Genomic DNA, 13,181 nt, shown 5'->3' with positions numbered 1-13,181 from the left:
AAAAACGAAGCGGTTATGCACCACTTCGTTTCAATTTATCTGTGTGCGGAATAAATGCTCCCCCACTTGTTTCTTCTAAACACGAGATTTTATACAGGAAACAGTTAATGAAAATTAATCAACTTGGAGTTAAGGCTCGCCTATACAAACTCATGGTTATGATACACAATGTCCTTTTACAGCAAGTTTTTTGAACAGATGTGGCGCTGCAATAGCACTTTCTGGATATGCTCTAAGCAATGCTTGAAACTCTGGTGTTGCGAAAGCTGTGCTAAAACTTTCAAGATCTTCCCAGATGGCATAGTTAATATAACATCCACTTCCCCCAATGCCTTTATGCATTTGGGTAGATATGTAACCTGGTTGTGTTTTTAAGAAATCTGCATCTGCAGACCAAGCTTCTAATAACGCCTCTTCTTCTGAAGGTTCAATGTTAAAGACATTTATTAACACAATTGTACCATCTTCGTTTGATTTGAATTGTTGACTTAAACTTACTAATTCATCTAATTCTTTAATTTTCATAATTATTTGTTGTTTTTATGGTTTAAAATTCAATAACCCTAAAATTGCAAGAATCGGAAATCGGGTACCTTTCCACGAATCTCTTTCGGGTATCTACATCATACATTTCCTTTATCGGACAATAGTATTGCAATGGCTCTGGTCTTATCAAATTTTGAGAAAACAATAACCATTATAACCGTAATGGGAACGCTTAAGATCATACCGGTTGTTCCCCAGATAAGCCCCCAGAACGAGAGCGCTATAATTGCAACAAGAGCGCTAATGTTCATGGAGTTTCCAACTAACTTGGGCTCAAGTACATTTCCTATGATCAATTGTATCGATCCCACAACAATGAGCGTTAATAGGGCAGGAGTAACCTCCCCAAATTGAAAAAGGCAAAAAATAGTGGGAAACAGTGTGGCTATCAAAGAGCCAATAGTAGGTATATAATTCAGGATAAAGATAATCAAGGCCCAAAATATTGGTGCATCAACACCTATTGACAATAGTGCAATGGCGCTTAAGCTGGCAGTTATTAAACTCACTAGAGTTTTTACTCCCAAGTAGTTTGAAACAGAGTTTTCCAGCTCTATCAATGTGGAAGAAATGTCTTGATATTTGCCATTTTCAACAAAGATTAATTTTAACTTTTCGTTGAAATTGCTTTCTTCCAAAAAAATAAACAGCATGTACAAAAGAATCATAAAGACATTACTTACCATATTGGTGAGCGATGAAGCCACGGTCTCTACAAGACCACTGATAGTTGCACTTATATCTTGTTCATTTAGGATATTGGCTTTTATGTCCATTCCGAAAGCGGTATTTATGGAGTCAAGCACAGTTTGAACATTTTTCTCGTACATGTCATATCCATTTATAAGGGTTTCAATGTTTAGGGAGATGACAGAGCTGACAAAATAAATGACCCCAACAATAACAATGGTAAGGGACATGTTTTTTGCCCAATCTGGAACGTACTTACGAAATAGGGAAATCTTGTTTATTGTAGATTTAAGTTTTCGTATCAATACCCAAAATATCATGGCAAAAACCAAGGGTAATAGAAGGCTTTTTCCGTATATCAAGCCAATGATTATAAGGGCTATGACAATACAGGTCTGCGCAGATTTTGATAAGGTATTTATATGCATGCAAGGGTTATTTTTGCTTTTCAATAAAAATGATTAGTTATGTGGCATTATTTTCTTTTTAAGAATATTTTTGTTTTTTGCCTATCTCAAATAACATGATGACTGTAAACAACAAAACATATTTGATTTCTATCTCTCTTTTATTAATTGGAATTATTTTTTGTACTGTATCTGCTGTTATTTCTTTGAATTCAAATGGCAATTGGTTTGCCAGATCCGGTTCTATATTGACTTTTATATCTGTAGTTGTACAATTTCAATTGGCAAGTATAAAAAAGAAGGAAGCAGAAAAAATAATGCAATCCGATCTTGATATACATGAAAAATTGAAAACTATAAAGGATGATAATTCTTTACATAAAACTGTATTTATTGTTTCTGGTTTAACAAGTTTATTGGGCACATTAATTTGGGGTTATGGTGATTTACTTTTTTAAATTCCCTTTATAGGAAAGGCGATAGTAATCTCACCACTTTTCCCCATAAATGAATGTACTTTGGCCTATTTAACCACGCCTTTGTATCTATCAGTTCAGATTCTTTTAGGTCACTGTTGAAAACATCCTTTAATTGCTGTGCAATTCTTCGGCTATACATAACTGCATTCACTTCAAAATTTAGATCAAAGCTTCTATAATCCATATTAGCGGAACCAACAATAGCCAAATCATCATCTATGACCATTGTTTTTGCATGTACAAAGCCTTTGTTGTACTTATAGATTTTTACACCATATGGTAATAATTCTGTATAATAAGAACTTGCGGCTGTATTGACCATTTTTGAATCTGAAATGCCAGGAACTATGATCTTAACATCCAATCCACCTTGGATAGCAACTGTTAGAGCGTCTATTATACTTTCTCCTGGAATAAAATAAGGACTGGTAATGTAAATGCTTTTTTTAGCCGAACCAATTGCTTTTAACAATGAGTAGAAAATAACCGGTTGAGAACTGTCCGGACCAGAGGCCGCAATTTGTACCATTTCCCCTTGGATGTTTTCTGATTCTTTTATATAGGGAAAGTAGCTCTCGTTATAATCGATATTTTCCGAACTGCAAAAGTTCCAATCACAAATGAACAGATATTGTAAATGTGAAGTTGCCCCTCCATGTATCATTAAATGTGTGTCCCGCCAAAACAAATGCTTTTCTTCATTTAGATCATTACGATATTTATCACTCATATTGATGCCTCCAACAAAACCAACCTTTCCATCAATAATGACAATTTTTCTATGGTTTCTGTAGTTTATCCTACTGGCAAAGGCATACCACTTTATTTTATAGAAAGGAGAAGTTAAAACACCGGCATTGTTTAATTTTTCAATAAATTTTTTTCCCAGCCCATGACTACCAAAATCATCGTATATAAGGCGCACTTCAACACCTTCTTTTACTTTGTCGATTAGAATATCCGCAACTTGATTTCCAGTAAGGTCATCTTCGTAAATGTAATATTCTATATGAATATGTGAAGTGGCTTTTTTTAGTGCTTTTAATAGTTCAGGAAATTTTTCTTCTCCATTTACCAATAATTTTAATTCGTTGTTTGAGGTTAAATGACCACTCCCGGACTTGCGAATAAACTCCATTAAACTTTGGTGGCCGTTAGCGGCCAAAGCGGATTTAAAAGCTAAATTGGAATAGGCTTCTATTCTATCTTTTATGTCTTTGTAAAGCGGTTTGTCTTGTATGATTTTCTTGGAGTAGAGCTTTCGTTTTCGATAGTTGACCCCAAATGAAAAATAAAATAGTATCCCAATAATTGGAACAAGTACAATAAATAGAATATAACCTAAGGTCTTTGTGCTACTTCTGGTTTCGTACAGAATTCTTATAGTCACCACTATAAGTATAAGAATATAGGCTATTTGTAGTGCAGGAAACCAATTCATCGCATCAAAACTCCATGAAATTAATACCTATTGTTCAGAATTTGAGCCTTTCAATTTTGCAGCATAAATTAGGTTGGACAATCCTATAAATAGTGTTAAGGCACCAGCTGTAATGAGTCCTTCGTCGTCATTTAAGATTGTTGTAAATAGCAAAACCACTGCCCCAATAGCAATTGCAAACCCAGCTATAATTCTGTAGCCAAGCATAATTTTTACTACCTTATTTTTTGAGTTGAGCACAGCAAAAGGAAATGTAATTTCTAACAAACCATACATTAATGTAAAATAAGCGGTATACATTAAAAAGCCAGTTAAACCATCTGATAAAAAAGAAAGCAATCCCGCAAAAGCCAGTAAACCTATACCTTTTATTAGTTGGAATTTTGAAATAACTTCTACTTCTTTATTGGCTCTTGAGTAAGTAATGCTAAAAATACCGGATAGCACAAATAATAAGGGCACAACGATTTTTGCAAAGTCCACTCCTAAACTTTTTGATGTCATTATTGTAATTCCAACAACAATAAGGCAAAGGCCAACTAAATTTAAGTGTCCAAGTTTTTTCATTTGTTTTGTAGGGTTATAAGTGAATAGATTGTTTTTAAGTCAGCCTCCAGGCCTGTCAATTTGTATGTTTTCTGTAATTGTTCTATTTGTTTTTGGGTAGATATTTTACCAGCCCTATTCCTGCAAAAAGGGCAGAGGCAAATGCCAAAGAGATTCTAATAAGATGATTTCTTCCCCAAGTATCCAAGGTTTCTTTAATCTGTACCAACTCGATTGATTGTTCCGCAAAAGAGGTGTTCACACCAACAAAATACCCCATGGTAATTATCATTATAATAACACTCAATGAAAAAGAAATAATCCAATAGATTCTACTCTGTTTGTTCTTTATGACCAGAAAAAAGCAGACAAGCGGTAAAATAAGACTGGACATTACAAGTGGTCCGGTAGCATCCATTATACCGGATGCATAATCAGCATACCAATCGAGAAAATCTTCGGGTGCTGCTTTTTTCCAAAAAGACAATATAGCGGTGTTAAGCATAATCATTGCACCTGCAAAAGCTCCTAGGCATGCAATGCTTATAACTTGGATCAATATTGAAATTTTTCTCATTTTAAATACTTATCACTAGAACAAATTGGGAACTTTTACTTATTGATTTTCTTCATTGTAAGGCCAAAAAACACGCTAAATATTCCAGCAGTTAATAATGAAATTGCGGTCCAGATAATTATGGACATACCTGCGAAAAGTGGGTTTCGTATTAAGATAAATGAAAGTATGACTCCTAAAATCCCGAAAAACAATGATATTCCCCAGCCAGAAGTTTTGGATTTTTTTAAATCAAGGGCGATTCCAATCGAGTTAAAAGATCTAAATAACAATGTGAAACCGATAAACAGGGCCAAACTAGTTTTTGTGATTTCAGGGTGGGTAAGCAAAAATACCCCCAATAATAATGTAGCCATCCCAAAAATCAAATGCCAACCCCAATTGTTTATGTTTTTTCTGTTTGCATAGGAAAATACAGTCTCCACTAAACCTGCAAACAAAAATGAAAGGCTAAACAGAATTGATAAACCTAAATACGCTTCTTCTGGTGACGCAAATGTCCATATACCAATTAATATTAAAATTAAACCTGTAATGACTGGAAGGTACCAGTAATTAACAGGGCCTTCAATTAAATTTGTGCTACTTTTCATTTTTACAGTGTGTTGGTTATTTAATCGATTTTTGATTTTCTTTTGGTTGAAAATAATAGCCATCACAGGCCCATTAGAGTCAAGCTTGTAATTATGTATATAACCGTTCTGTTAAATCATACGTTTTAAGGTATTTTCTTTTAGTAAAATATAATGTTTGATAACCCCGAAAACATGGATGGTGAGGAGTAGCATCATAACCATGGCCAGTATTCCATGGCCCTTTAGGGGTTTTATTTCCTCTCTATTAATGATCAATTCTGGGTTTGCACTGGTCAACGCTTCACCGTAGCCGCCTAATACAACGGTGGCGATTCCTGAAATGGCTAACCCAAAAAGAAGAAAATAAAAGCTATTATGAATCCAAACGGCCAGCTTATCGTTGAGTTTGGAACCGGTTTTCAAATCATCTGGACGAGGCTTGGTAAAGAACAACCAACTCCGTATTATGGTTAAGAGAAACACGATTACTCCCAGAAAAGCATGAACTTTCAGTAATCCCATTTTTTCTGAAGGTTCAAGTCCGGACATATACTTCCCTAATGGGAACAATGCAATTATTAGTAGTGCAGTAATCCAATGTATGGCAATGGTTCCCTTATTATATTTTTGACCTAAATTGTTCTGGATTCCTTCTTTCATGTGTTTGCCTCATTCTTTATTAAATTCTTTAAAATCTCCCAACCAGAAGACACCAACTGGGTATATTTCGTAATTGGCAATATTCTCTTTTGCGAAAGGGAGCGCAGCACAGAGTTCTTTCGCTTCCTTTTCTGTATTCGCATTGATGAAAAACACAAAGTCAGTCTTATCATTTGCCTTTTGGGTGCCTTCTATGTCAAAATAGATATTCTCAATACTTCCATCATTCCATAAGTCTAAAATGGCATCTGCTTGTGATTTGGTCAAACTATCCGTGGTATTTTCCCAATTATCGGATGCCCAGACTGCCGCATAGGAATTGGTTATTCCTTTTTCCCGAATTTCATCGTGATCACGTCCCATCCATTTAAGTCCTACAGGATATATTTTATAAGATGCTATTCCTTTTTTTACCAGGGTTAATTCATCCAGAATAGTTATAGCGTCCTCCTCGGATTGCGCTTTTAGAAAGAAAAAGACATTCGGAAAGTATTCAAACTTGTCGATTGTTGCATTGGAATTATAGTAGGCATCCGCAATAATATCCTCTTTCCAAAGTTGGTTTACTTGGTCCGCTATAACGACAAGATTTTCCTCCACTAGCTGTTTATTGTCAGTTGCCCATTTCCATGCAATGGCATAATTCTGTCTCCCGATTTTAGCATTCTTGGCTTCAATCTCTTGTTGCTGTTCGGTTTCGTTGAGCTTCTCGTTTTCTTGCAATTTGTTCTTGCATGAAAATACAATCGTAAGAATACATAATATGGTTATCACTTTTTTAATCAACATATGGGTTGTAATTATTGGTTATAAACTTGATAGGAAAAAAATCTAAATTGACACAACAAATATGGTATTAATCAATAATTGTCATAGCAAATATATGGGAAAAAATTATTGCCCCAAATTTTGGAGCATTTTTTCAGCTGTAGCGTTGAATACTTCCACATCCTTGGTATCAATACCTTTGGTAGCTTTTTTTAAGATTTCTTTGGCCAAAGGCTCAATTTGATTGCGAACATATTTACCCTCTTTGGTAATATAAATTTTCCACACTCGCCGATCCTTAGCATCCATTTGACGTTTCACATATCCCTTTTTCTCCAATTTATCCAAAATGCGCGTAATGTTGGCGTTGTCCTTGAACGTACGTCTTGCGACTTCCTTTTGAGATAGCCCCGAAGTTTCACTTAATCTATTCAAAATGGCCCATTGTTCAGGAGTAACATTAATTTCATTGGCACTCAGTGCACCTGTCATTTCCCTTTTTAGCAAGAGCGCAGTCATATTGATGAGATATCCAGCGGATTGATCCAAAAACGACTTCATTTATTTGTCATGTTATTAATTCACATAACAAATATATATCATTCTTTTTTCAGAACATTATTTAAATATTTTGAAAATATAGCCTAGCATAGAGAGCTTTGGGTTCAATGAAACGGGAAGACAATGGAAGTGGTTCCTGACTAAAAACTTACTCAGTTTTAATGGGAATGTGTACATTAAAAGGAAGGTTACTTCCCTTTCCATCTTTTAATTGGGCCGCGCAAAAGAGCATAGCCGGTTTACCATGCTCGTTTAGCCACAATTGAGGTCTTTCCAAATATCTTAGGTCACTGGTTGTACCATCTTCCCATTTAATCTTTGGGGTCATAACGTTTGGATTCTTCGCAGCTTCCCAATCCTCACCATTGTTGGACGTAAAAAGCGCCAATCCATGTTCTCCGGTATAAAGACCACGTTGATCATCAAGTATAGCATAATATCTCCCGTCCTGGAACCATAAAAAAGGATCTTCAGCCTCCTTTTCAGTTAAAATAGGGTTCTCTGCAATAACAAAAGGACCATCCGGATTCAATGATGTTGCGGTACAATGAATCATTCTGTTTTCAAGCTCAGGAACGTTTGAGCGGGTTTTGAAAATCATAAGAAAAGTACCATCCGGTTTTTGACAAACACTTGGGTTTACCATGTATCCTTCAGCTCCTTTTCCCTCTTGATATTCTATCAAGGGAGACTGAGATACCTTCCATGGGCCTGAAGGGTTTTCTGCAACCGCAACACCTATCCTTTGGCCCCAACGATGGTTTTCCATTTTATTCTTTCTGCCAAAATCAGTATTGACATGTGAAATAAAGTATAGGTAGTATTTGCTTCCAAATTTTTTTATATGTGGATTGTGTGCCGACTGCTCGTTCCAATACCCCTTGCCAAACCCTTCTAATATTACTTTTTCATGTTTATATGGTCCTCCTGGGGAATCAGCTGTTGCATGGGCAATTTCAGAATGGTCCAACCACCCTGGAAACCCTTCGGATTTAGGCCATCTTGAATAATACAAATGATACTTTTGGTCGTGTCCTTTTACCATTGAAGCTCCCCATATATAATAATTAGGATCTTTAAGTACCGAATGTAAAGGAGTAGGCTGTACAAGATTACTGAGAGCAAGTTGGTGTGAGGTGTTATTTATCTCTTTTTGTCTTTCTTCTTTTTCCTTACATGATAAGGTCAATGATAAAAATATCATCAAAGGTAATAGCTGTCTGTTTTTCATTTAACGAATTTTATGTGGTTACCGTTGTATTGTCTTTTATAGTGCTGCCCATGGTCAATTAAAATGATATCATTGGGTTGTCCTTGAGATAAAAGATGGCCAAAAAGTAATAGGTATTTTTTTATTATTCATCCTTTTCTGCTAGATATGGCAATAAATGATTGTAAATGGCAAAAAAAGTATAGAATATGGCAATCTATCAACAGGTAAGAACTAACTCCTTTCACTACATTTAACTTTTGGCAAAAGCTCTTTTTGATTATAACAGATAAACAGATAATTACGAGTTCTTATTATGAAAACTAAACAAACTATATACAGCCTGTTGTTGTTTTTTGTTTTGTTGTTATGCTTTGGATGCAATGGCAAGGCTACTTCAAATAAAAAAGAAAACGACCAAAACCCGAATGTCATAATTATCTATGTGGATGATATGGGTTATGGGGATCTAAGTAGCTTTGGTAACCCTACAGTCTATACACCCCATTTGGATAAAATGGCTGCTGAAGGGATGAAACTTTCACAGTTTTATGTTGCTGCACCCGTATGTAGTCCCTCAAGAGCGGCACTGTTAACAGGAGCTTACCCAAAACGGGTGGGACTTGAAAAAGGAGTGCTCTTCCCGCAATCTGTGACTGGTCTTAATCCAGAAGAACAAACTATTGCAGAGGTTCTTAAGGGGAAAAAATATTCTACAGCCTGTATAGGTAAGTGGCATTTGGGCCATCAAGAAAAATTTCTTCCGCACAACCAAGGGTTTGATGAGTTTTTTGGTATTCCTTTTAGTAACGACATGAGCAAAAAGGAGCAGGAATATATGGGGAGGAATGATTACAAATGGCAATTGCCCTTACTATCGCAATCTGATACTCTGGAACTGGACCCAGATCAGACCACACTGACCAAAAGGCTTACGGAGAGAGCAATGACTTTTATAAAAAAGAACAGTGAAAAACCTTTCTTCCTGTATTTGGCACACCCAATGCCCCACATTCCCATATATGCCTCTCCAAAATTTCAAAATACAAGTGTACGAGGACCATATGGTGATACCATAGAAGAAATTGACTGGAGCGTTGGGCAGATACTAGAAACTTTGAAAACAACAGGAATCGATGAAAATACATTTGTCATTTTCACTTCAGATAATGGCCCATGGAAAGTGTTCAAGACCGAGGGAGGTTCTGCGGGTCCTTTAAGAGGCGCCAAAGGGACCACATGGGAAGGAGGACAGCGTGTCCCATGTATTGTTAGGTGGCCCGGGAAGGTCCCAGCAGGATATGTACAACGACAGGTCATTACTAATATGGATTTGTTGCCCACTGTCGCGAATCTATGTGGAGCACAGCTTCCAAAAAGGAAGATTGATGGGCGTGATGTTTCCAAAGCTCTTTTAGGAGCAGATCGGAAACTGGAAAGTTCGCCATTTTTATACTATGCCTCCAATGGAAAACTGGAAGGCATCAGAGATGGAAAGTACAAACTCTTAGTACTTGACGAAGGTACTTTTCTCTTTGATTTGGAGAGCGATATATCCGAGGAGTATAATTTATTCGAAAAGCACTCTGAAAAAGTGAACGCTCTCAGAGAAAAAATGAAAAAACTGGATTCCATTATAACCTTGGAGAGAAGAACTGTAGGGAGTTTGTAAGCATAAAGGTCCGGTTTCATGCAAATGTAAGCTGCTCTAGGAGGCACAAATAATCAGTACAATTGACAAATTGATGTTTAACCAATTGGGGATGAAAAAAAGCAGAGAAGTGTTAACCCATAGATTCTTATTCTTAGGTTCAACCTTGATTTTTTTATGCTCTTGCGCAAATAAGAAAGTGTCAAAAAATATCGAATCGAATAGGCCCAACATTATATTCTTCTTCACTGATGACCAAGCTTACGATACCCAAAAAGCTTATGGCAATCCAAATGTGAAAACGCCTTACATGGATTCGTTGGCCGATAAGGGCACTGTGTTTATGAGGCATTATAACACTACGGCCATCTGTATGGCAAGTAGAGCAAATGTCATGACAGGTCAATATGAATACAAAACAGGTTGCAACTTTGATCATGGGCCGCTAGGTACAGAACAATGGCTAGATTCTTACCCTGTCCATTTAAAGAAATCAGGGTATAGAGTTGGTTTTGGAGGTAAGTTTGGTTTTTCCGTTTCAGATGATACGCTAAATGTAGGAGAGGAAGGTGAAGTGGCCCAACACTATTTTGATTTCTGGGTTGGCAATCCTGGTCAAACATCATATACCACGTCACAAAACAAAACCTTGACCAAATATGCCCAAAAGTATCCCCACAGCACACGTGCTTATGGAGCTGCAACCATAGATTTTATTAGGGAATCGGTTATTAAAGATCAACCATTTTGCATGAGCTTGTTTTTTAAAGCACCACACAGACCAGTTCAACCCGATCCTATATTTGATACCGTTTATAGGAATACTGACTTCAGAAAACTTCCTAATTATGGACGGAGAGCAGGGGAACATCTAGCACTTCAATCTAGAATGGGAAGGCAATATCCCAGATTTATGGAATGGGGTTATGATAAAGAGGAATCCTATCAACATGCCTTACGCAAATACAATCAGCTTATTTATGGTGTTGATTATGCCATCGGGATGGTTTTGGAAGAACTCAAAAAGTTAAAAATAGATGACAATACCATTATTATTTTCTCTTCTGATAATGGGTATTTCAATGGTTCACATGGATTGGGGTCAAAAGTGCTTCCTTATGAAGAAGGAACTCGGGTTCCAATGATCATAGTTGACCCGCGCATTGAAAAAGGAAAGGAAATCAAAAAAACAAATTCGCTTTCGGGCAATGTGGACATAGCTGCTACAATATTGGATATTGCCGGCATAGAAATACCATCTGTTTATGATGGGAAAAGCCTCTTGCCCCTATTACAAAACCCCAATAAGCATGTTAGGAAATCCTTGCCAATTATTCAGGTTTGGGGATCAAATGCCACACATTGCTTAACGGTGATGGACGAGGAATACAAATATATTTATTGGTATTACGAAAACAAGGATGAAAAAATAGTTGCCAGCGAGGAATTGTTCAATATAAAAGATGACCCTTATGAAATGATAAATTTGGCAAATCAACCTAACTATGAATTTCCCTTGGCTAAAATGAGGACATTATATGATCAGCAATTAGATCACTGGAAAAAGGAGGGTGTAAAATCAAATGGTTATGGACAGTATGGTGTGTTGTTCGACAGGGGTATGACCTGGGAGGAAAAGATGCTGATAACCAACAATAAACAATGACAAAATATAAAAGCTAAAGCAATGAAAAACGGGTTAACTTGGAGCATATTGGTCATACTTATGGTTTTTTCTTCCTGTGCTCAAGAAAGTAAGTCCCCCAATATCATTATCATTATGGCGGATGATATGGGATATGGAGATTTGAGCGGTTTTGGCAGCTCTTCGATTAATACACCCAATTTGGACAGGATGGCCCAAGAGGGTATGAAGTTTACAGATTTTCATTCTAATGGAACGGTATGCAGCCCCACTCGAGCAGCTCTACTCACTGGAAGGTATCAACAACGTTTCGGGATTGAAGGGGTAATAACCGCTTTGAACCACCGGGATGTGGGTCTTGCCATTGAAGAGGTTACTTTTGCCGATGCACTAAAACTAGAGGGATACAGGACTGGTATCATGGGAAAATGGCACCTTGGATATCCAGAAAGACTCAATCCTGTTCATCAAGGGTTTGATGAATTTATTGGCTATGTGAGCGGTAATGTGGATTACTACTCCCATGTAGATCAAGAGGCTTATGAAGATTGGTGGTTCCAGAACAACCTTAAAAAAGAAGTAGGTTATACCACAGATCTAATTACCAAACACTCCATAAATTTTATTAAAAAACATAAGGACGAAAAATTTCTCCTCTACATTCCTCATGAGGCTCCACATGGACCATTTCAAGGGAGAAAATCAAAGGCCTTTAGGATAATCGGTGATAAGGAATCCAACAAAAATCCAGAGAAGAATGTTCGTGCGGTTCATAAAGAAATGATAGAGATAATGGACGAGGGTGTTGGTAAGATTCTGAAAACCTTGAAAGCACTAAAACTTGATAAAAACACTTTAGTTTTTTTCTGCTCTGATAATGGACCGAACAAACTTGGCAGTAGTGGTAGGTTCAGGGGTGCAAAAGGATCAATTTGGGAAGGAGGACATAGGGTGCCCGGGATAGCCTGGTGGCCCGGAAAAATAAAATCGGGCCAGGTATGCAATCAAACCGTGATGACCATGGATTTGTTCCCCACCATGGTATCCTTATCTGGAAGCACAAGAGAATATTCCTTTGATGGAACAGATATTTCCCAAACATTATTGGAAAATAAAACTCTTGCAAAAAGAGAGTTGTTCTGGCGACAAGGAGGCAGTAATCGTGCCGCCGTAAGGGACGGTGATTGGAAACTGGTGAGGTTGCAGAAGGAAACCATTCCAATGTTATACAATTTAAAAGATGATCCTTCAGAAAATATTGATGTAGCTTCCAAGTATCCTGATAGAACAGAAAAACTACATTTCAAATTAAAAGATTGGGAAGAAAAGATTTCAAGAGGAGTCAAAAGGATTTCACCTTGATGAACTAGAATACCAAAAGGCAGTTTTTATATTGGGATAATTAGAAATCAGAAAATTAATGCA

Annotated in this window: 14 protein-coding genes; 4 read left to right on the top strand and 10 right to left on the bottom strand. The window is 36.8% G+C overall.

Annotated features, from left to right (window positions below):
• Positions 1-156 precede the first annotated feature (156 nt).
• Together CRO15_RS14790 and CRO15_RS14785 are read right to left on the bottom strand one after the other, a co-directional pair.
• On the bottom strand, positions 157-525 hold the full coding sequence (locus CRO15_RS14790; protein WP_165769965.1) for an antibiotic biosynthesis monooxygenase family protein: 369 nt from the start codon (positions 523-525) through the stop codon (positions 157-159).
• A 98-nt stretch (positions 526-623) separates the two neighbouring features.
• Positions 624-1,664, bottom strand: coding sequence for an AI-2E family transporter (locus CRO15_RS14785; protein ID WP_097046605.1), 1,041 nt, complete (start codon positions 1,662-1,664; stop codon positions 624-626).
• Between the two features lie 95 nt (positions 1,665-1,759).
• Between CRO15_RS14785 and CRO15_RS14780 the strand changes: the two genes are divergently transcribed.
• Positions 1,760-2,101, top strand: a complete 342-nt coding sequence (locus tag CRO15_RS14780; protein ID WP_133067253.1) for a hypothetical protein — start codon at positions 1,760-1,762, stop codon at positions 2,099-2,101.
• A 7-nt stretch (positions 2,102-2,108) separates the two neighbouring features.
• Here the strand turns inward: CRO15_RS14780 and cls are convergent, their stop codons facing one another.
• From cls to CRO15_RS14740, 8 genes are all read right to left on the bottom strand, one after another.
• Positions 2,109-3,512, bottom strand: coding sequence for a cardiolipin synthase (cls, locus tag CRO15_RS14775; protein WP_243396982.1), 1,404 nt, complete (start codon positions 3,510-3,512; stop codon positions 2,109-2,111).
• A gap of 78 nt (positions 3,513-3,590) precedes the next feature.
• Positions 3,591-4,130 carry a hypothetical protein gene (locus CRO15_RS14770; protein ID WP_133067252.1) on the bottom strand — a complete coding sequence of 180 codons (540 nt, stop codon included), beginning with the start codon at positions 4,128-4,130 and terminating at the stop codon, positions 3,591-3,593.
• An 82-nt stretch (positions 4,131-4,212) separates the two neighbouring features.
• Positions 4,213-4,686 carry an anthrone oxygenase family protein gene (locus CRO15_RS14765; RefSeq protein WP_097046601.1) on the bottom strand — a complete coding sequence of 158 codons (474 nt, stop codon included), beginning with the start codon at positions 4,684-4,686 and terminating at the stop codon, positions 4,213-4,215.
• 35 nt (positions 4,687-4,721) lie between these two features.
• Positions 4,722-5,279, bottom strand: coding sequence for an HdeD family acid-resistance protein (locus CRO15_RS14760; RefSeq protein ID WP_165769964.1), 558 nt, complete (start codon positions 5,277-5,279; stop codon positions 4,722-4,724).
• A gap of 111 nt (positions 5,280-5,390) precedes the next feature.
• Positions 5,391-5,921: a cytochrome b gene (locus CRO15_RS14755; RefSeq protein WP_097046599.1), complete on the bottom strand. Its 531-nt coding sequence runs from the start codon at positions 5,919-5,921 to the stop codon at positions 5,391-5,393.
• A 9-nt stretch (positions 5,922-5,930) separates the two neighbouring features.
• Positions 5,931-6,710, bottom strand: coding sequence for a hypothetical protein (locus tag CRO15_RS14750; protein ID WP_097046598.1), 780 nt, complete (start codon positions 6,708-6,710; stop codon positions 5,931-5,933).
• 105 nt (positions 6,711-6,815) lie between these two features.
• Positions 6,816-7,250 (bottom strand): MarR family winged helix-turn-helix transcriptional regulator, encoded by a 435-nt coding sequence (locus tag CRO15_RS14745; protein WP_097046597.1) that lies wholly within the window; start codon positions 7,248-7,250, stop codon positions 6,816-6,818.
• A gap of 148 nt (positions 7,251-7,398) precedes the next feature.
• Positions 7,399-8,481: a glycoside hydrolase family protein gene (locus CRO15_RS14740; RefSeq protein WP_133067251.1), complete on the bottom strand. Its 1,083-nt coding sequence runs from the start codon at positions 8,479-8,481 to the stop codon at positions 7,399-7,401.
• Between the two features lie 295 nt (positions 8,482-8,776).
• Between CRO15_RS14740 and CRO15_RS14735 the strand changes: the two genes are divergently transcribed.
• The 3 genes from CRO15_RS14735 (at position 8,777) to CRO15_RS14725 (ending at position 13,118) form a co-directional block, all read left to right on the top strand.
• The gene (locus CRO15_RS14735) at positions 8,777-10,132 is read left to right on the top strand and encodes a sulfatase family protein (RefSeq protein WP_097046595.1); all 1,356 of its coding nucleotides are present in this window, start codon (positions 8,777-8,779) and stop codon (positions 10,130-10,132) included.
• Between the two features lie 178 nt (positions 10,133-10,310).
• Positions 10,311-11,777 (top strand): sulfatase family protein, encoded by a 1,467-nt coding sequence (locus CRO15_RS14730; protein WP_207763900.1) that lies wholly within the window; start codon positions 10,311-10,313, stop codon positions 11,775-11,777.
• Positions 11,778-11,798: 21 nt separating this feature from the next.
• A complete protein-coding gene (locus tag CRO15_RS14725; protein ID WP_097046594.1) occupies positions 11,799-13,118 on the top strand; it encodes a sulfatase-like hydrolase/transferase in 1,320 nt (439 codons plus the stop codon).
• Positions 13,119-13,181 lie beyond the last annotated feature (63 nt).

The organism is Flagellimonas pacifica (genome assembly GCF_900215465.1).
Lineage (GTDB): Bacteria > Bacteroidota > Bacteroidia > Flavobacteriales > Flavobacteriaceae > Flagellimonas > Flagellimonas pacifica.
This window is presented reverse-complemented; position numbering and strand designations above follow the sequence as displayed.

Bases quoted from the DNA above. Each gene is read 5' to 3' on its own strand.
- CRO15_RS14745 (WP_097046597.1), bottom strand. From the start codon at position 7,250: ATGAAGTCGTTTTTGGATCAATCCGCTGGATATCTCATCAATATGACT.
- CRO15_RS14770 (WP_133067252.1), bottom strand. From the start codon at position 4,130: ATGAAAAAACTTGGACACTTAAATTTAGTTGGCCTTTGCCTTATTGTT.
- CRO15_RS14760 (WP_165769964.1), bottom strand. From the start codon at position 5,279: ATGAAAAGTAGCACAAATTTAATTGAAGGCCCTGTTAATTACTGGTAC.
- CRO15_RS14755 (WP_097046599.1), bottom strand. From the start codon at position 5,921: ATGAAAGAAGGAATCCAGAACAATTTAGGTCAAAAATATAATAAGGGA.
- CRO15_RS14750 (WP_097046598.1), bottom strand. From the start codon at position 6,710: ATGTTGATTAAAAAAGTGATAACCATATTATGTATTCTTACGATTGTA.
- CRO15_RS14785 (WP_097046605.1), bottom strand. From the start codon at position 1,664: ATGCATATAAATACCTTATCAAAATCTGCGCAGACCTGTATTGTCATA.
- CRO15_RS14725 (WP_097046594.1), top strand. From the start codon at position 11,799: ATGAAAAACGGGTTAACTTGGAGCATATTGGTCATACTTATGGTTTTT.
- CRO15_RS14740 (WP_133067251.1), bottom strand. From the start codon at position 8,481: ATGAAAAACAGACAGCTATTACCTTTGATGATATTTTTATCATTGACC.
- CRO15_RS14735 (WP_097046595.1), top strand. From the start codon at position 8,777: ATGAAAACTAAACAAACTATATACAGCCTGTTGTTGTTTTTTGTTTTG.
- CRO15_RS14780 (WP_133067253.1), top strand. From the start codon at position 1,760: ATGATGACTGTAAACAACAAAACATATTTGATTTCTATCTCTCTTTTA.
- CRO15_RS14790 (WP_165769965.1), bottom strand. From the start codon at position 525: ATGAAAATTAAAGAATTAGATGAATTAGTAAGTTTAAGTCAACAATTC.
- CRO15_RS14765 (WP_097046601.1), bottom strand. From the start codon at position 4,686: ATGAGAAAAATTTCAATATTGATCCAAGTTATAAGCATTGCATGCCTA.